This window comes from Arthrobacter sp. D1-17 (assembly GCF_054130535.1).
In genome coordinates, this window is sequence record NZ_CP096382.1 from 2,073,344 (window position 1) to 2,091,580 (window position 18,237).

Genomic DNA, 18,237 nt, shown 5'->3' on the forward strand with positions numbered 1-18,237 from the left:
AGGCCCGAATCCCAACAGGCTGTAAAATCAGATCAATGAGCTCCTCCGATCTGACGCCTGAAGAGATTCAGGCCTGTCTCAAGGTTTTGAACAGCATCCACGTCTACGACGAGGAGCATCCTGACTACGTCTCGGTACGCCGCGCCACCGGGAAGATGTTCAAGGCCGTCAAGCGCCACCGCCGCGTCACGAAACGGGACCTCATCGCAGAGGCTGACCGGGCCGTGCTCGCCCAGACCGCGACGGCCGCCCCGGACCGGATTGATGACGAAACCCGCGGCAACAAACTCGCCCCCTCGGCGACGGGCAAAGTGGCCGGCCACCTGATCAGGTCCCGGCCGTGCTACATCTGCAAGCAGCACTACACCCAGGTGGACGCCTTCTACCACCAGCTGTGCCCGGAGTGCGCGGCATTCAGCCACACCAAGCGGGACGCGCGCACCGACCTCACCGGCAGGCGTGCCCTGCTGACGGGCGGCCGGGCCAAGATCGGCATGTACATCGCCCTGCGGCTGCTCCGGGACGGCGCGCACACCACCATCACCACCCGCTTCCCCAAGGACGCCGCCCGCCGCTTCGCCGCCATGGAGGACAGCGCCGAATGGCTGCAACGGTTGAAGATCGTGGGAATCGACCTGCGCGACCCGTCCCAGGTCATGGCGCTCACCGACGACCTCAACGCCGCCGGGCCGCTGGACATCATCATCAACAATGCAGCGCAAACCGTCCGCCGCTCAGGCAACGCCTACAAGCCCCTGGTGGACGCGGAGGACGAGCCGCTTCCGGCCGCGCTCCAGGCAGGCAACGGAGGCCCTGAGCTGGTCACTTTCGGCCACGCCCATGACAAGCACCCGCTCGCCCTCGCCAGCAGCGTAACCGAGCATCCGGTGCTGGCCGGCGACGCCATCACATCCCTTGCCCTGTCCACTGGCTCCGCCTCCCTGGAACGCATTGCCTCCGGCACCGCAATTGACGCCGGCGGCCTGGTGCCCGACCTCGCGACCATCAACAGCTGGACGCAGGTAGTGGACGAGGTGGACCCGCTTGAAATGCTGGAAGTGCAGCTCTGCAACGTGACGGCACCCTTCCTGCTGGTCAGCAGGCTGCGTGACGCCATGAGGCGCTCCACCGCGCGGCGGAAGTACATTGTGAACGTCTCGGCAATGGAGGGGCAGTTCTCCCGCGCCTACAAGGGCCCAGGCCACCCGCACACGAACATGGCCAAGGCCGCCCTGAACATGATGACCAGAACCAGCGCCAAGGAAATGCTGGACACCGACGGCATCCTGATGACGGCTGTGGACACCGGCTGGATCACGGACGAGCGGCCGCACTACACCAAGGTGCGCCTGATGGAGGAAGGCTTCCATGCACCGCTGGACCTCGTGGACGGGGCTGCCCGCGTGTACGATCCGATCGTCATGGGCGAAAAGGGCGAGGACCAGTACGGCGTGTTTCTCAAGGACTACAAGCCGAGCCCTTGGTAAAGGTGTAATTGCTCAATGAGTAAGTGCGGGCTCCCGGCATTGCCGGGAGCCCGCACTTTCAGCTTAAACGGCCCGCTGCCGCCATCCCTCTAGGCCAAACGGGTGATTTCGACGCTCACGCTGAGGGCGGATCCTCCGCCGCCCGAGAGGATGCCCTTCAGCGGCGGCACGTCCCGGTAGTCCCGGCCGCGTGCCACGGTGACGTGGAAATCCCCTGCCGGCTTGTGGTTGGTCGGATCCCAACTGCGCCATTCGCCGTCCCACCACTCCAGCCAGGCGTGGGACTGGCCGGCAACCGTCTCACCGATGTCCGCCGTCGAACGCGGGTGAAGGTAACCGGACACATATCGGGCGGGGATCCCGCAGCTGCGCAGAGCGCCGATGGCAAGGTGGGCGAGGTCCTGGCAGACGCCCTGCCGCTGGTTCCAGGCCTCCTCGGCATTGGTGGTGACGCCGGTGGAGCCCTTCATATACGTCATCTCACCCCGCATCCACTCAAAAACCGCCAACGCGGCGTCGTGGGGGTTCTTACCCTCCACCACGCCCGGGACGATGGCGAGCACTTCGTCGCCGGGACCGGTGAGCTGCGACTGCGGGATCCAGTCGCTGTGCTGGTTCAGCACCTCATATGACGCCAAGTGGTCCCAGCCCACAATGTCCGCTTCAGAGGGGATGCGCTCCACCCGGTGTACTTCGACCGTGGTGGTGGAGAGGACTTCGAGGTGTTCATGCGGCATCTGCATGTCAAAAGCCGTGACCCGGGTGCCCCAGTAGTCCCGGTAACTGCTCACCGCAGCCTGTGACGGGAGGACCTTCAGGGATGACTCCAGCACCACTTGCTGCGGATCCGTCAGCGGCGTCATGCGCGCCTCGTTGTAGGACAGCGTCACCCGCTTGTTGTACTTGTAGCCGGTCTTGTGGATGATGCTTAGCCGGGTCATGAAACTTCTCCCACCCAGGCCAGTTCGTCCGCCTGATTGAAGTACTTACGGGAAATGGCGTCCGAGGCCTGCGAGACAGCCTTTTGCACGCGCTCCATGTGCTCCGGCAACTCCGACATGAGATCGTCCGTGCGGTGGAACTCGAGGAACGTGCGCGCCTGGCCCACGATCCGACGGGCGTCGTTGATGAAGCCGACGCGCTGTGCCGTGGGGTCCAGCTTCGCCAGGCACTCGTCCGCGTCGCGCAGGGCGTAGACGATGGAGCGCGGAAAGAGCCTGTCCAGCAGCAGGAACTCGGCGGCGTGCTGGTCACCGAAGGCGGCGCGCCGGGTGCGCAGGAAGGACTCGTAGGCGCCGGCGCAGCGCAGCATGTTGACCCAGGACATGCCAGCGGAGAGCACGTCCCGGGTGGAAAGCATGCGCGCCGTCATGTCCGCCCGCTCCAGCGAACGGCCCAAGGCAAGAAAGAGCCAGGAGTCGTCGTGGCTCACCGTGGTGTCCGCCAAACCGCTGACCATCGCGGTGCGCTCCAGCACCCAGTGGCAGTACCGGTAGGTGCCCACCACGTCCTTGCGGTGCTGGTTCAGCCCGTAGTACGTGGTGTTCAGGCTTTCCCACAGCCCGGACGACACCGTCTCGCGGGCACGCCGTGCATTCTCGCGGGCGGCGCCGAGGGACCCGGCGATGGAGGTGGCACTGTGCTTGTCGTAGGCGAGGGCGTTCAGCAGTTCCTCCAGTCCGAAGTCCCCACTCTGCGGACGCGCGCCCATGACCGCGAGCAGCTCCCGGGCCACGCTGCGGCGCTCCTCCGTAGGCAGGTGGTTCAGCCGCTCGAGGTGGACGTCCAAAATGCGGGCGGTGCCGTCAGCCCGTTCAACGTAGCGGCCGATCCAGAAAAGGGACTCGGCGATTCGGCTAAGCATGTGCGGCTACCTCCTGCGCGGGCCGGGTGGTCAGTGGTCGGGATGTGGCAGCGGATGTGCAGCGTGCCTGCGGCGTCACTGCTGCTGCTCCGACTGGCGGTCCCGCCAGTTGCTTTCGACGGGCCAGACGGATACGCGTTCCCGGACTGTGATGGGCTGCCGGGGCAGCTGCTCCACCGGCACCTGCGGGGAATCTGCCAACACCCAGGTGTCCTTCGAGCCGCCGCCCTGGCTGGAATTCACGATCAGGGAGCCCTCCTTCAACGCAACGCGGGTGAGTCCGCCAGGGAGGACCCATACCTCATCGCCGTCGTTCACGGCAAACGGACGCAGGTCCACGTGGCGCGGACCAAACTTGTCTCCGCTGAGCGTGGGCACAGTGGACAGCTGCAGGACCGGCTGCGCGATCCACCCGCGAGGGTCCGCAATGATGCGCTTGCGGAGGGCGTCGAGTTCCTCCTTGGACGCGTCCGGCCCGATGACCAGGCCCTTGCCGCCCGAACCGTCCACTGGCTTGACCACGAGTTCATCGAGCCGGTCGAGGACGTGCTCGCGGGCTTCGTCTTCCTCGAGCCGGAACGTGTCCACATTTGCGATAACGGGCTCTTCGCCCAGGTAGTAGCGGATCAGGTCCGGAACGTAGCTGTAGACCAGCTTGTCGTCAGCCACGCCGTTGCCCACGGCGTTGGCGATGGTGACACCGCCGGCCCGCGCGGCGTTGACCAGGCCCGGGCAGCCGAGCATGGAGTCGGAGCGGAACTGCAGCGGGTCAAGGAAGTCGTCGTCGATCCGCTTGTAAATGACGTCCACCCGCTGTTCGCCGGCGGTGGTCCGCATGTAAACACGGTTGCCGCGGCAGATGAGGTCCCGGCCTTCGACGAGCTCGACGCCCATCAGCCCGGCGAGCAGGGTGTGTTCGAAGTAGGCGCTGTTGAAGACGCCGGGGGTCAGCACCACCACGGTGGGATCGTCGACGCCGGAGGGAGCGGTCTTGCGCAGGGCCGAGAGCAGCCGCCGCGGATATTCCTCTACGGGGCGGATGAGCTGGGATCCGAAAGCCTCGGGAAGACCCTTTGCCATGGCCCGCCGGTTCTCCAGTACGTAGCTGACGCCGGACGGCACGCGGACGTTGTCCTCCAGGACGCGGAACGTGCCCGCGGCGTCACGGACAACGTCGATGCCGGAGATGTGCACACGGACGCCGCCGGCCGGTTCGAATCCGTGGACGGCGCGGTGGAAGTGCGCGCTCGTGGTGACCAGCTGGCGGGGAATCACGCCGTCCGAGACGACCGTCATCTTGTCATAGACGTCATTAAGGAATGCCTCGAGGGCCTTGACGCGCTGCGCCACACCGCGCTCAAGCACAGCCCACTCATCGGCGGGAATCACGCGCGGGACGATGTCCAGCGGGAAGGGACGCTCCTCCCCGGCATAGTCGAATGTCACCCCGCGGTCCAGGAAGGTCCGTGCCATTGAGTCCGCTCGCGCGCTGACGTCGGCGAGGGACAGCTCACGGAGGGCACCGGCGACTTGGCCGTAGGATGTGCGGGCCGTTTGCCCGGGGGCAAACATCTCGTCGTAGGCACCCGTGCGGCCGGCGGCCGTCGAGTAATCCTGGAATAGGTCAGACATGGTCATTAGCCAACCACCTTTTTGTTGCAAATTCATTTCCGTACCGCGTCCTGGCGTGTGGGCGGGTCCGTCCAGTTGGCCTTTTGCCTCGCCTGTCCGGCATGGTTGGGACGTGCCCGACTTCCGATTCCCGACGCCGCCGCAGCCACGGCCGCGCAGGGAGGCGCATCAGAACCTTACCCGGAATCTTCCGGGCCTGCTGACGGCAGTGGTTGCGCTGGCCTTGGCGTTCCTCATCCATGCCGCCGTTCCGCCTCTTCCGGTGATGACCTTGGCCGTGGTGCTGGGCCTGCTGGCGGCCAACCTGCCGGTCACCGCAGTATGGGCCGCGGGCCGGGCAAGGCCGGGTCTGGACTTTGCGGGAAAGCACCTGATGCGCGGCGGCATTGTGCTCCTCGGGCTGCAGGTGGGCATCGGGGACGTACTCGGTCTCGGCTGGGCCTCGCTGCTGCTGATTGCGGCGGTAGTGGTGGCCAGCTTCGCGGGAACCTACGGCATTTCCCGTCTCTTCCGACTGACGCGGGATACCTCGCTGCTGATCGCGACCGGATTCTCGATCTGCGGCGCCTCGGCCATCGGGGCGATGGCCGCCGTGCGGCGCATCAGGCACCCGGACACCGTGCTGCCAGTGACTCTCGTGACCCTCTGCGGGACACTTGCCATTGGCGTCCTTCCGCTGTTGATCCATCCGTTGCGGCTAAGCCCCGAGGCCTTTGGCGCGTGGACCGGCGCCTCGGTACACGACGTGGGCCAGGTGGTGGCTGCCGCGCAGACCGCAGGTCCCGCGGCCCTGGCGATCGCCGTCGTCGTCAAGCTGACGCGGGTCATCCTGTTGGCTCCCATGGTGGCGGCCGCCGGGGTGCACCAACGGGTCGTGTCCGTGCGGCGGACCCGCCGCGCAGGGGATCCTGCCGCCCCTGCAGGCGAGGACTCCGTAGGCCCGCTGCCTACGGAGGCGCTGCCGCCCGTGGTCCCGCTGTTCGTCGTCGGATTCGTGGCCATGGTGGCGCTGCGCTCCACCGGCTGGATCCCGCAGGCCGGGCTCGAAGCGGCCGCCGGATTGCAGGACATTCTTCTGGGAGCGGCGCTGTTCGGGCTTGGGACTGCCGTGCGGATCCAGACCCTGCTGCACACCGGGCTGCGGGCCGTCAGTGCCGCGCTGGCGGCATGGCTGCTGATTGCCGCCCTCGGACTGGCCGCCGCACTCCTCATGCTGCAATAACAGGCATGCTGCAATAACAGGCATGCTTCAATAACAGGCATGGTTCAATGACTGGGTGTCGAATGCGAACCTCCAGCGCTCTGAAGCGGCAGCCCGGTCTGCCCTGATCACCACCCACGCGTACGACGTCCTGCTCGACGTCCGCAGCGCCGCGCTGCAGGACACTGCCGGATACGCCAGCCGGAGCACTATCGCCTTCTCGGCCAGCCAGCCCGGAGCTACGACGTTCCTGGACTTCATCGGTGAAGTGAAGAGTGTGGTCCTCAACGGTGTGGCGCTTCGGGTGGAGGAAGTCGTGGACGGCGCCCGGATCCGGCTGGACGGCCTGCAGGTGGAAAACACGGTCACGGTGGCGGGCACGGCGTTTTACAGCACGTCCGGAGAAGGCATGCACCGCTTTTTCGATCCGGCGGACGGCCGGTGCTACCTCTACACGCAGTACGAGCCCGCCGACGCCCGCCGCGTGTTCGCCAACTTCGAACAGCCCGACCTCAAGGCAGCCTTCACCTTCCACGTCATCGCGCCCTCCGGGTGGCATGTCGCCTCCAATGGCGCGGAGGCGGCGCGCATCCCCGTCGACGGCGATCCTGCCGCCAGCCAGTGGGACTTTCTGCCCACCCTCCCGATGTCCACCTACATCACCACCGTGCTGGCGGGCCCCTATTTCAAGGCGGACGAGCGCTGGAGCGCAACGCTCGACGATGGCACCCGGCTTGAGGTGCCGCTGGCCCTTTACTGCCGGGCTTCCATGGCAGACTCTTTCGACACCCATGAGCTGTTTAAGCTCACGAAGCAGGGGCTCGAGTTCTTCAACCGCCTCTTCGACTACCCGTACCCGTGGGGAAAGTACGACCAGGCGTTCGTGCCAGAGTACAACCTGGGCGCGATGGAGAACCCCGGCCTTGTCACGTTCACGGAGAACTACGTCTTCACGTCCCGGGCCACAGATTCCCAGTACCAGGGCCGCGCCAACACTCTGATGCATGAGATGGCCCACATGTGGTTCGGGGACCTCGTCACGATGCAATGGTGGGACGATCTGTGGCTTAAAGAGTCCTTCGCGGACTATATGGGGACCCTCGGAGTGGACCGGGCCACCGGATGGGAGACTGGCTGGGTCAACTTTGCAAACAACCGGAAGGCCTGGGCCTACGTCCAGGACCAGCTCCCCACCACGCACCCCATCGTGGCCGACATCCCGGACCTTGAAGCGGCAAAACAGAACTTCGACGGCATCACCTACGCGAAGGGGGCCTCAGTCCTGAAGCAGCTCGTGGCCTACGTCGGCTTCGACGCTTTCATCGCCGGCTCCCGGGAGTACTTCCGGGAGCACGCATTCGGCAACACCACCCTGGCCGATCTCCTCGCAGCGCTCAGCCGGGCGTCAGGAAGGGATTTGGGCGTGTGGGCGCGGCAGTGGCTCCAGACGTCCGGCATCTCCACCCTCACAATGGAGCCGGAAACTACAGCGGAGTTCGAAACGGCTCAAGGAACGCCTGGCGGGCCCGTGCTCGTGAGAGCCACGCTGCTTCAGGACGCGCTGGACCCGGCGACCGGACGGCAGGAACTGCGCCCGCACCGGCTGCGTATCGGGCTCTACAATTTCGACGCCGCAGGCGCACTGGTCCGGACAGACTCGGTTGAATGCGACCTGTCAGGCCCCGCCGAGGAGGTTCCCGCCCTGGCCGGCAAGCAGCTTCCAGCCCTGCTGATCGTGAATGACGAGGACCTGAGCTACGCCAAGGTACGGCTGGACCCGGTCTCCGAGGCGACCGTCCGGTCCTCGCTGGACAGGATCAGTGACCCCATGGCCCGGGCCCTGTGCTGGTCGGCGCTGTGGAACTCCACCCGCGACGGACTTAGTCCGGCCTGCCGGTATGTGCAGGCCGTGCAGCAGTTCGCGCCAGCCGAGACGGGAGTCGGCGTCCTGCTGAACGTCCTCGGCAACGCTTCGACGGCGCTTGAACACTTCACTGCGGCCGGTGAACGCACAGGCCTGCGGGAAGCATTCACCAAGGCCGCGGCCATTGAATTTCGCCGTGCCTCCCCCGGCTCGGACCAGCAGCTAGCCTGGGCACGGACGCTGGCCACGCTGAGCCGCAAGAACGGCAGCGAGCTGAACCTCCTGCGCGCCCTGCTGGAGGGCACTGAAACTGTGCCGGGCCTGGCGGTCGACGCGGAACTCCGCTGGAGCCTCTGGCACGCCCTCGCCGCCCACGGGCTGGCCAGTAGCGACGAGCTCGACGCCGAGCTGTCAAGGGACCTGACAGCCTCCGGACGCGCGGGGCACGCCACCGCGCTCGCGGCCCGGCCTGAGCCAACAGTCAAGGCAGCAGCGTGGCGTGCAGCTGTGCACGGAACAGAGCTGTCCAACCAGCTTCTCAGCGCCACGATTGCCGGCTTCACCACGAGCCCGCCGGAGCTGCTGGAGCCCTTTGTGGAGCCATACTTCGACTGCCTGGTGCCGGTGTGGGCTGGGCGCAGCATCGAGATAGCCGGCCGCATCATCCGCGGTCTGTACCCCGGGTCCCAGGACCTCCTCCCGGGAGCCTCCCCTGAGGACCACCCGGTGATTGTGCGCACTGATTCCTGGCTTGCCGTGCACCGGGACGCGCCGCCGGCGCTGCGCCGCATCGTCATCGAACAGCGCAGCCACCTCCACCGCGCTCTCACGGCCCAGGCAGTGTCACTGAATTCTTAGGGCGTCACCGCATTCTTACGGTGCCACTGGGTTCGTAGGGGCCACTGGTTTCGTAGGCTCACTGGTTCGTCAGGGTCACTGGTACGAAAAAGTCACTGCGTTGTCAGGGAACGCGATGCAGCCATTCGTCCGTGCCGAACTTGGTGCGGATGCGGCCGCGCGCCGTCTCCAGTTCGGCAGGCGTGATTTCCGAGGGCACCGCGCCATAGCGTCCGGCGAAAACATCCATCATGGCGGCCACGATGTCGGCGCGGGAAAGTCCGGTCTGGCGCCGCAGCGGATCCACGCGCTTCTTGGCGCTGGTGGTGCCCTTGTCCGAGAGCTTCTCCTTGCCTATCCGCAGCACCTCCACCATCTTGTCCGCGTCGATGTCGTAGCTCATGGTGACGTGGTGCAGCATGCCGCCGTTGGCCAGCCGCTTCTGGGCGGCGCCGCCGATCTTTCCCTGGTCCGTTGCGATGTCGTTGAGCGGCACGTAGAAGGCGTTGATGCCGAGCTGCTTGAGGGCGGCTATGACCCAGGCATCCAGGAACGCGTACGAATCCACGAAGCTAATGCCGTCCACGAGGGTCTGGGGCAGGTAAAGCGAGTAGGTGATGCAGTTGCCAGCCTCCATGAACATGGCTCCGCCGCCGCTGATCCGGCGGACCACGGTGATGCCGTGTCTGGCAACCCCTGCCGGGTCCACCTCGTTGCGGTAGGACTGGAAGCTGCCGATGACCACCGAAGGTTCCTCCCAATCCCAGAACCGAATTGTGGGGTTGCGGCGGCCAGCGCCCACCTCCTCTGTCAGGACCTCGTCCAGCGCCACGTTCAGGTGGGTGGGCAGCACAGCGGACGCGATGATGTTCCAGTGGTGGTCGGACCAGGACGTGGCCTTGGACAACGCCCGCCGGACGGCCACGGCCACGGCTTCCGGGGAGAATCCAAACAGCACTGCGTCTTCCCGCAGGGAGGTCTTTACGGCGGCGGCGATATCCTCCGCCGTCGAACTTTCCGGAAGTCCTTCCAGTGCAGCGTTGATGTCCAGCAGCGCCTCATCGGGTTCGAGGAAGAAATCGCCGCTAAGGGAGACGCCGGCGAAGGCGCCATTGACGACGTCGAGGTCTACCACGACGAGCTTCCCGCCCGGCACCTTGTACTCCCCGTGAAGACGCGGGGCGTCGTCGTCGCGGGCGAAAAAAGGCGTGGCGGTCATGCCATCCATCCTGCCTCACAACGCGGAAAGCCCGCACCGTTTCCGGTGCGGGCTTTCGAAAGAACCTTGGGGCGAAGTGAATTACTTCTTGCCGCCGAAGCCCTTGAAGCGAGCGTTGAAGCGCTCGACGCGGCCTGCGGAGTCCATGATGCGCTGCTTGCCCGTGTAGAACGGGTGGGACTCCGAGGAGATTTCGACGTCGATGACCGGGTAGGTGTTGCCGTCCTCCCACTCGATGGTCTTGGAGGAAGACACGGTGGACTTGGTCAGGAACTTGACGCCGGAAGCCAGGTCGTTGAATACAACAGCTTCGTACTTCGGGTGGATATCAGACTTCATAATGGGACCTTTGTTCGCAGCGCTGGATTTTGCCAGCCGCCAGGTATGAATGGGATGGCCGCTGTCTGCAGTTCCAGCACGCTGAAAACGCAGGGCAGCCAGCTATCAATAATAGCTGATCTGCAGGACGGTGACGAACACGCCCGTCGTGTGCTTTTAGCGGGTTTTCCTCCGCGGGCGCAGTTCCCAGAAAGCCACGGCTGACGCAGCGGCAACATTTAGCGAATCAACGCCGGCCCGCATCGGAATCTTCACGGCGAGGTCGACGGCGGCAAGGGTGGCCGCGCTCATACCGGCACCTTCCGTTCCCAGCACCAGCGCGAGCCTGTCAGGGTTGCGGGCCGCGAGGTCATCGAGGTCCAGGGCATCCGGCGTGAGCTCCATGGCGGCCACGGTGAAGCCTTCTGCCTTGAGTGCTGCAATGTCCTCCGGCCAGCTGGCCAGCCGCGCCCACGGCACCTGGAACACCGTGCCCATGCTTACCCGCACGCTGCGACGGTACAGGGGATCGCCGCAGCGCGGCGAGATGAGGACAGCGTCCATGTCCAGCGCCGCCGCGGAACGAAAAATGGCGCCGACGTTCGTGTGGTCCACGATGTCTTCAAGCACCGCCACGCGCCGGGCACCGGCCAGGAGGTCGTGCAGCGGCACGGGAGCCGGACGGTGCATGGCGGCCATGGCCCCGCGGTGCAGGTGGAATCCTGTGATTTCCTCGAGCAGCGCGGAGCTGCCCACGAAGGCAGGCACGTCCGGATATTGCTGGAAGATGTCGGCGAGGTCGTCGACCCACTTCTCTGCCAGGAAAAACGAGCGTGGCCGGTGCCCTGCGGCGAGGGCCCGCCGCAGTACCCGGGAGGACTCGGCAATGTACATGCCTTCGGCGGGCTCACGGACCTTGCGCAAGTGCACGTCCGTCAGCTGGGTGTAATCCGAGACCCGCGGGTCGTTGGCGGATTCGAGGTAGTGGAAGGTCATCGGGCCATCATTCCAGTCATCATTGGAGCAGATTCGCGATCATGACGCCCAGCGCGACCAGCCCGAGCGCGAAGATCACCCCGCGCAAGACCGGAGGGGAGAGCCTGCGGCCCACCTTGGATCCGACCACGCCGCCGATGAGCGAGCTGACAGCGATGATGGCCACCACGACCCAGTCAATCCGGTCCATAGCGAAGAGCATGTAGGAGGTCGCAGCGATCAGGTTGACGCCCAGCACCAGGAAGTTCTTCATGGCGTTGGCGTTCTGGATGGTTCCTGTCATGAAGACGCCGAGGATGCCCACCAGCAGAATCCCCTGGGCGGCAACAAAGTAACCGCCGTAGACGCCCGCAAGGTACACGAGCACCACCAGCAGAATGCCGTGGTGTTTGTCCCGGAGTGCGTGCTCGGGGTTTTCTTCCCTGTTACGGACCCAGCGCTGCAGCCGCGGCTGGAAGACGACCATCAGCAGGGCCAGCACGATCAGCGCGGGAGCCGCGTAGTGGAACACCTCCTCCGGCAGGTGCAGCAGCAGCCAGGCACCCGAAATTCCACCCAAGAGGGAGGCAGGGAGCAGCTTCAGCAGCTGGCGCCCCCGGCCTTTGAGTTCGCGGCGGTAGCCCCACGCTCCAGCTGCACCGCCGGCCACGAGGCCCATGGCGTTGCTCATGGAGGCTGTCACCGGAGCAAGCCCCAAGGCGATCAGCACGGGGAACGTAACGAGGGTGCCGGAACCGACAACGCTGTTGATTGTGCCTGCCCAGAGGCCGGCGAAGAACACAAGGATGCCGCTGAGTAACTCCACGGTGGTGCGCCGGCCGCGTCAGCGGGTGGCTGTAGCGGTGTACCGCCCGGCGTTGACGCTGACGTCCAGCGGCAGGCCAAAAGTCTCGCTCAGGTTCCCGGAGGTGAGGACCTCCGCGACGGGCCCGGCGGCGACCACAGCGCCGTCGCGCATCAGCATGGCGTGCGTGAAGCCCGGCGGGACTTCCTCAAGGTGGTGCGTGACGAGCACGATGGCGGGGGCGGCTTCGTCGCGGGCGAGCTCGCTGAGGCGGTGCACCAGGTCCTCGCGCCCGCCGAGGTCCAGGCCGGCGGCCGGCTCGTCCAGCAGCAGCAGCTCCGGATCGGTCATCAGGGCACGGGCGATCTGCACGCGCTTGCGCTCCCCCTCGGACAGCGAAGCGAAGGTGCGGTTCAGCAGGGGCCCCATGCCCCAGTCGTTCAGCAGGGCGAAGGCACGGCGTTCGTCGTCCTTCTCGTACCCTTCGCGCCAGCGGCCGGTGACACCGTAGGCGGCCGTCACCACAACGTTGAGGACCTTCTCGTGCTCGGGGATCTGGTTCGCCAAGGCAGCGGAAGACAGGCCGATCCTGGGGCGCAGCTCGAACACGTCAACCGAGCCCAGCATTTCCTCGAGGATGCCGGCCATGCCGCTGGTGGGGTGGAGCCTGGCGGCTGCGATCTGCAGCAGAGTGGTCTTGCCGGCGCCGTTGGGGCCGAGGATCACCCAGCGTTCGCCCTCCTTGACCTGCCAGTCGACCCTGCTCAGCAGCGTTTTCGCTCCGCGGACAACGCTAACGGCGGCCATTTCCAGAACATCACTCATAGGAGTAGACACTAGGACAAAATACGGCGCGACTGATAACCGGAAGGCCCGTGCAGCGCCCGAGCGGGTGCGCGGTGAAACGAATTCGGGCCGGACCCCCGCGCTGGCTAAGATTGCAGCCATGACTTCGAACGTGACTGCGGTCAGCTACGGCGTGCACCTGCCCTCCTCCGAAGCGGAAATCCTCCGCTCCCTTCTGGTCGGTTCCGGGACCACATTTGCAGCGGATTCCAGCAGCAGCAGCGGCCGCTATGACGTCTGCACGGTCGACTTCGTGTTGCCGTCCGGTTCGGCCGCAGAGATCGCCGGCCTGCGCCACCTCATTGCCGCAGCAAAGGAGAACGGCGCCCGGGACGGCGTGGATACCGCCGTCGTACCGGCCGAACTGCGCCAGGCCAAGCGCAAGCTCCTCATCATGGACGTCGATTCGACTCTTATCCAGCAGGAAGTCATCGAACTCCTCGCCGCCTACGCCGGCAAACGCGACGAAGTCGCCGCTGTCACTGAAGCCGCCATGCGCGGTGAACTGGATTTCGCGCAGAGCCTCCATGCCCGCGTGGCGGTGCTCGGAGGACTTCCGGCCGCCGTCGTCGATTCGGTCCGGACAGAAGTGAAGCTCAGTGAGGGTGCGGCCGAACTCGTGGCGGCGTTCAAGGCAGCAGGGCATGTGGTGGCCGTGGTGTCCGGAGGCTTCAACCAGATCCTCCGACCCATCGCGGAAGACCTCGGCCTGGATTACTGGATCGCCAATGAACTCGAAATTGTGGACGGCGCGCTCACGGGCAAAGTGCTCGGCGACGTGATCGACCGTGCCGCCAAGGAGAAGTACCTGCGCGAATGGTCCGCCGCGGAGGGCATCGCCCTGGAGCACACAATCGCGGTGGGTGACGGAGCAAACGATCTGGACATGCTCGGAGCGGCAGGCATCGGCGTGGCGTTCAACGCCAAGCCGGCAGTCCGCGCCGTGGCGGACGCCGCCATCAACATGCCGTTTCTCGACGCCGTGCGGCACATTGCCGGCGTCTGAACTGTATTTGGCGTCTGAACTGCATGTGGAGCCGAGCGGTTATGTTAGCTGAGGGCCCGGCTAGGCCGGGCCCTCAGCTTTTCCGGCAGAAACAGTCTTACTGCGCGTTCTTGCCGAAGTAGTCTGCGCCGCCGGCGTACTCGGTGTGGCCGGATTCGACGTCGGCGGTCACCATGCCAGCCACAACGGCAGCAAACTCCTCGACGGAGTACAGCTTGCCAGCCTCAGCGCGGCGGGCTTCGATGGCGCCCGGGTTCGAGCGGTCCAGCAGTGTAGCGGTGACGGTGCCTTCAATCATGTCCCCGGACACGACCACCAGCGAGATGCCCTTTTCCGCAAGGTTCGGCAGAAGCTCGCGGAGGGCGTCCTCGCCGGCACGCTTGCTGCGGGCAACTGGTTCGTATTCGGGCATGGTGGGGACGCTGTTGATGAAGTGCGCCTGGTGGCTGGTCACGAACACCACGCGCGAGCCCTCCTGCATCACAGGCACAGCGGCGTTGAGCATGTTGATCTGCGCGTCGCGGTTGAGCTTCAGGGCATAGCCCTCTTCCATTCCTGACTCCATGCCGCCGGAGGCGTTGAGGACCAGGATGTCGAGCGAGCCGAAGTTCTCCATAGCCGCGCTTGCCAGCGCGTGGACGCCCTCGTTTGTGGTCAGGTCAGCGCCCACAGCCACTGCCCGGCCGCCCGCGGCCTCGATCTCCGCCACGACTTTGTTGGCGCGCGGCGCCTTCTGGCGGTAGTTAACGACGACGGCTGCGCCCTCGCCGGCGAGGATCTTGGCCACTTCCGCGCCGATCCCGCGCGAAGAACCGGTGACGATCGCTGTTTTGTTGTCCAGCTGTCCCATACGAGCTCCCTTGTTCAGAAGAAAATTGTTGAAAACGTCTAAATCGCTGGTTGTCTGCAGTCCATCATGCCAGCGGAAAAGCCTGATCCCCTTGTCGGATCGCGACAAAGAAGGTCAGGGCAGCTAGTTCCCGGTGGGCAGGCTGTCAGCAGATCGTCGACGGATAGACCCCGTCTAGTGGCCCATCCCAAGTCCGCCGTCGACAGGAATTACAGCGCCGGTGATGTAGGCGGCCTCGTCGCTGGAGATCCAGCGGACAACGTTGGCCACTTCGGAGGCCTCGGCAAACCTGCCCGCCGGAACCTTGGCGAGGTAGTCCTTCTGGGTTGCTTCGGGCAGCTCGGCCGTCATGTCGGTGTTGATGAATCCTGGGGCCACGACGTTCGCGGTGATGCCCCGCGAACCGAGTTCACGCGTCAGGGAACGGGCGATGCCGACCAGGCCCGCCTTGGACGCGGAGTAGTTGATCTGGCCCGGGGCTCCGTAGAGACCGGAGACCGAGGAGATCAGAACCACGCGGCCCTTACGCAGACGGATCATGCCCTTTGAGGCCCGCTTGATGACGCGGAAGGCGCCGGTGAGGTTGGTGTCGATCACGGAGGTGAAGTCATCTTCGCTCATGCGCAGCAGCAGCGTGTCCTTGGTGATCCCGGCGTTGGCCACGAGCACCTCGACCGGGCCGTGGGCAGCCTCGACCTCGGCGAAGGCTGCGTCGACAGACGCCTCATCGGTGACGTCGGCCTTGACGCCGAGGAGCCCCTCGGGCAGTTTGGATTCGCTGCGGTAGGTCACAGCCACCTTGTCCCCGTTGGCCAGGAAGGCCTCCGCGATGGCGAGGCCGATGCCGCGGTTTCCGCCGGTGATGAGGACACTGCGGGCCTGGGTGGCTGCTTCAGACATGAGTTCTCCGGATTCTGCGGAGCATGGCTCCGCCCTGGTGCTGGATTTTGGACTGCCTTCGATCTTAGCGTCCGTTTGGGCGGCTCCCCCGGATGGTGAGAGAATTGAATGACCCATTGGAGCGTGATGAGACAGCAGTGACACCCCGAAACCAGCCCGGACAGCCGATGCCCGAGAAGCCTGGCACCGCATCCGGTCATCCGGAGGTGCACAGCATCACGGACGCTGCGGCGGCGCATTCCGACGACATGCGGGAGCGCATGATCAAGTACGCGCTGGCCATGGGTATCCGCATGGTCTGCCTCATCCTGATCTTCGTGGTGGACGGCTGGTTCAAGCTCGTTGCTGTTGCAGGCGCCGTCTTCCTGCCGTGGATCGCCGTGGTGATCGCCAACGGCACCGACAAGGCCGAGATGCACAGCGATGCGCTCCTCGACTACGCACCGTACGCCGAACTCGAATCACCCGCGGGGCCCGAGCCGGGTGAACCCGGCCAGGACCCGCCAACTGTGTTGCGGGGCGAACTGATCGATGATGAAGAAGACGACGACGGCCCGGGACGGAAAGCCTCATGAACATTTTCAACCTGGGCGGAGACGCCGGTGCGGCCGCCGGCCCGGCCTCCGCAACCATGTGCTCCCGCAAGGCATGCCGGGCTGACGCATCCTGGCAGCTGCTGTGGAACAATCCGAAGATCCACGCTCCGGACCGCCGGAAGGTGTGGCTGGCCTGCAGTGAGCACAAGGAGTGGCTGGAAGATTACCTCCAGGTCCGGGGGCTGTGGAAGGAAACGCTTCCAGTTGATGCGGCGCCAGCCAATGAAGGGACGCCGGCCAACGATACGGCGCCGGCCAGGGACGCGGCGCCAGCCATTGAAGGGACGCCATCCTCGGCGAGCGCGCCAATTTCCGGCGGGATGGGCTGAATGTACCGCTTCCTGTTCTCCAGCAAGTGGCTGGGCTACTTCCTGCTGGCCGTGATTTTCGCCACGGGCTGCGTCTTTCTTGGCCGCTGGCAGATGGATCGCCGGGCAGAAGCTTTGGCTGAGATCCAGCGTGTTACGTCCAATTACTCCGCTGCCCCGATCACTTTTGCTGAGGCAAAGGACCAGTTCCGGCAGCTGGACCCCGCCCGGGAGTGGACTCAGGTGGAATTGCGTGGCACCTACGACATCGCCGGGCAGCGGGTTGTCCGCAACCGGCCCCTCAACGGCCAGCCCGGTTACGAGGTGGTGGTGCCGTTCAGGCTCGTCTCTGGCGAAGCTGTCGTTATTGACCGCGGCTGGCTGCCGATCGGCAACAACAACCCCGGCCGCCCGGACTCCATTCCTGCACCGCCTTCCGGTGAAGTCACAGCCGTGGTGCGCCTGAAGCACGGTGAACCTGCCCTGGACCGGGGTGCCCCCGAGGGCCAGCTCGCCTCCATCGACCTGGCGGCCTATTCGGAAGAACTGGGGTATCCGCTGCTGACCGGAGCCTACGGACAGCTGGCCTCCGAGACGCCGCCCGCTTCTGAGATGCCGCGTCCGTTCCCTATGCCCTCCCTGGAGGAAGGTACCCACCTGTCCTATTCGCTGCAATGGTTCGCCTTCGGAGTGCTGATGTTCGTCGGCTTCGGCTATGCGGCCCGCCAGCAGGCCCGGAACGCAGCGATCGACGCCGAAGACGCCGCCGAAGCAGCCGCCACCGCCGGTGACACCGCGTACGCTGCCGCCGGAGACCGCCGTCGTACGAGCGCCCAGCGTTCATCCGCACAGCGTCCGGTTACACACCGTCCATCGGCAGCCCGCAAGCGTAAACGCCCTACGGCGGAAGAAGAGGAAGACGCGATCCTGGATGCGCAGGGTTATTGACGACGTGCGGCGGGAGGGCGGCGCTGATCCCGTGGAAAACGTGAGGCGCGCCCTCACGGGGGCCGGACTCCGGGACACCGTCACGGTGCTTCCGGGAAAGGTGCCGACGGCGGCTGCCGCTGCCGCAGCGCTCAAGTGTGATGTCGCCGCGATCACCAACAGCCTGGTCTTCGAACTCGACGGCGCTCCCCTGCTCATCCTTGCCAGCGGCGCCGCGAAAGTGGATACCCGCTACGTCGCCTCCCAGCTGGGCTCGGGGCGCATCCGCCGCGCTGACCCCGGTTTCGTTTTGGCGCACACCGGCCAGGAGGTGGGCGGCGTTGCACCTGTCGGCCACCCGGAGAAGATCCGCACGCTCCTGGACGCCTCACTGGAGGACCATGCAGTGCTGTGGGCCGGAGCAGGCGACCACCATTCCATGTTCTCCATCAGCTACGAAGAGCTGCTCCGGATCACCGGGGCACAGATTATGCAGGTCCGCTAAAGACGACCCCTCTGGAATCGGCCGCTTAATAACAGGGCCTTGCACTTGGCCCTACATCCGGGCCTTGCACTTCTCCTCTAATCTGCCGATTTTCGAG

Annotated in this window: 17 protein-coding genes and 1 pseudogene; 8 read left to right on the forward strand and 10 right to left on the reverse strand. The window is 65.5% G+C overall.

The window, feature by feature from the left end; translation table 11 throughout:
* The first annotated feature begins 35 nt into the window (after positions 1–35).
* Complete coding sequence (locus M1E01_RS09745; protein ID WP_457974816.1) at positions 36–1,487, forward strand: SDR family NAD(P)-dependent oxidoreductase; 1,452 nt, start codon at positions 36–38, stop codon at positions 1,485–1,487.
* 89 nt (positions 1,488–1,576) lie between these two features.
* Here M1E01_RS09745 and M1E01_RS09750 read toward each other — a convergent pair whose 3' ends face one another.
* The 3 genes from M1E01_RS09750 to M1E01_RS09760 all read right to left on the reverse strand — a co-directional run bounded on the left by M1E01_RS09750 (position 1,577) and on the right by M1E01_RS09760 (position 4,983).
* Positions 1,577–2,428: a transglutaminase family protein gene (locus tag M1E01_RS09750; RefSeq protein ID WP_457974817.1), complete on the reverse strand. Its 852-nt coding sequence runs from the start codon at positions 2,426–2,428 to the stop codon at positions 1,577–1,579.
* A complete protein-coding gene (locus M1E01_RS09755) occupies positions 2,425–3,351 on the reverse strand; it encodes an alpha-E domain-containing protein (protein WP_457974818.1) in 927 nt (308 codons plus the stop codon). Before M1E01_RS09755 ends, M1E01_RS09750 begins: the two co-directional genes overlap by 4 nt.
* Positions 3,352–3,426: 75 nt before the next feature.
* Positions 3,427–4,983: a circularly permuted type 2 ATP-grasp protein gene (locus M1E01_RS09760; protein ID WP_457971423.1), complete on the reverse strand. Its 1,557-nt coding sequence runs from the start codon at positions 4,981–4,983 to the stop codon at positions 3,427–3,429.
* A 196-nt stretch (positions 4,984–5,179) separates the two neighbouring features.
* Between M1E01_RS09760 and M1E01_RS09765 the strand changes: the two genes are divergently transcribed.
* The gene (locus M1E01_RS09765; protein WP_457974927.1) at positions 5,180–6,205 is read left to right on the forward strand and encodes a YeiH family protein; all 1,026 of its coding nucleotides are present in this window, start codon (positions 5,180–5,182) and stop codon (positions 6,203–6,205) included.
* Positions 6,206–6,260: 55 nt separating this feature from the next.
* The gene (gene pepN / locus M1E01_RS09770) at positions 6,261–8,906 is read left to right on the forward strand and encodes an aminopeptidase N (RefSeq protein WP_457971424.1); all 2,646 of its coding nucleotides are present in this window, start codon (positions 6,261–6,263) and stop codon (positions 8,904–8,906) included.
* Between the two features lie 103 nt (positions 8,907–9,009).
* On the opposite strand, the gene M1E01_RS09775 is transcribed toward pepN, so the two are convergent.
* The 5 genes from M1E01_RS09775 to M1E01_RS09795 all read right to left on the reverse strand — a co-directional run bounded on the left by M1E01_RS09775 (position 9,010) and on the right by M1E01_RS09795 (position 13,027).
* Positions 9,010–10,104 (reverse strand): lipoate--protein ligase family protein, encoded by a 1,095-nt coding sequence (locus tag M1E01_RS09775; protein WP_457971425.1) that lies wholly within the window; start codon positions 10,102–10,104, stop codon positions 9,010–9,012.
* Between the two features lie 81 nt (positions 10,105–10,185).
* Positions 10,186–10,443, reverse strand: coding sequence for a type B 50S ribosomal protein L31 (locus M1E01_RS09780; protein WP_009358283.1), 258 nt, complete (start codon positions 10,441–10,443; stop codon positions 10,186–10,188).
* Positions 10,444–10,599: 156 nt separating this feature from the next.
* The gene (locus tag M1E01_RS09785; RefSeq protein ID WP_457971426.1) at positions 10,600–11,418 is read right to left on the reverse strand and encodes a TrmH family RNA methyltransferase; all 819 of its coding nucleotides are present in this window, start codon (positions 11,416–11,418) and stop codon (positions 10,600–10,602) included.
* A 19-nt stretch (positions 11,419–11,437) separates the two neighbouring features.
* On the reverse strand, positions 11,438–12,223 hold the full coding sequence (locus M1E01_RS09790) for a sulfite exporter TauE/SafE family protein (protein ID WP_457971427.1): 786 nt from the start codon (positions 12,221–12,223) through the stop codon (positions 11,438–11,440).
* A gap of 18 nt (positions 12,224–12,241) precedes the next feature.
* Positions 12,242–13,027, reverse strand: coding sequence for an ABC transporter ATP-binding protein (locus tag M1E01_RS09795; RefSeq protein ID WP_457971428.1), 786 nt, complete (start codon positions 13,025–13,027; stop codon positions 12,242–12,244).
* A 121-nt stretch (positions 13,028–13,148) separates the two neighbouring features.
* Between M1E01_RS09795 and serB the strand changes: the two genes are divergently transcribed.
* A complete protein-coding gene (gene serB / locus M1E01_RS09800; protein WP_457971429.1) occupies positions 13,149–14,054 on the forward strand; it encodes a phosphoserine phosphatase SerB in 906 nt (301 codons plus the stop codon).
* A gap of 97 nt (positions 14,055–14,151) precedes the next feature.
* Here the strand turns inward: serB and M1E01_RS09805 are convergent, their stop codons facing one another.
* Both M1E01_RS09805 and M1E01_RS09810 read right to left on the reverse strand, forming a co-directional pair.
* Entirely contained in the window at positions 14,152–14,904 is a 753-nt protein-coding gene (locus tag M1E01_RS09805; RefSeq protein ID WP_457971430.1) for an SDR family oxidoreductase, read from the reverse strand.
* 174 nt (positions 14,905–15,078) lie between these two features.
* Positions 15,079–15,804: a beta-ketoacyl-ACP reductase gene (locus tag M1E01_RS09810; RefSeq protein ID WP_457971431.1), complete on the reverse strand. Its 726-nt coding sequence runs from the start codon at positions 15,802–15,804 to the stop codon at positions 15,079–15,081.
* A gap of 137 nt (positions 15,805–15,941) precedes the next feature.
* Here M1E01_RS09810 and M1E01_RS09815 point away from each other — a divergent pair, with 137 nt between their 5' ends.
* The 4 genes and pseudogenes from M1E01_RS09815 (at position 15,942) to M1E01_RS09830 (ending at position 18,140) form a co-directional block, all read left to right on the forward strand.
* Complete coding sequence (locus tag M1E01_RS09815; protein ID WP_457971432.1) at positions 15,942–16,379, forward strand: DUF3099 domain-containing protein; 438 nt, start codon at positions 15,942–15,944, stop codon at positions 16,377–16,379.
* Positions 16,376–16,624, forward strand: a pseudogene (locus M1E01_RS09820) (hypothetical protein); the annotation flags it as partial. The gene M1E01_RS09815 and the pseudogene M1E01_RS09820, both read left to right, overlap by 4 nt.
* A 105-nt stretch (positions 16,625–16,729) precedes the next feature.
* The gene (locus M1E01_RS09825; protein WP_457971433.1) at positions 16,730–17,656 is read left to right on the forward strand and encodes an SURF1 family cytochrome oxidase biogenesis protein; all 927 of its coding nucleotides are present in this window, start codon (positions 16,730–16,732) and stop codon (positions 17,654–17,656) included.
* Positions 17,640–18,140, forward strand: coding sequence for a YbaK/EbsC family protein (locus M1E01_RS09830; protein ID WP_457971434.1), 501 nt, complete (start codon positions 17,640–17,642; stop codon positions 18,138–18,140). The genes M1E01_RS09825 and M1E01_RS09830 overlap by 17 nt, the downstream gene beginning before the upstream one ends.
* Positions 18,141–18,237: the final 97 nt, after the last annotated feature.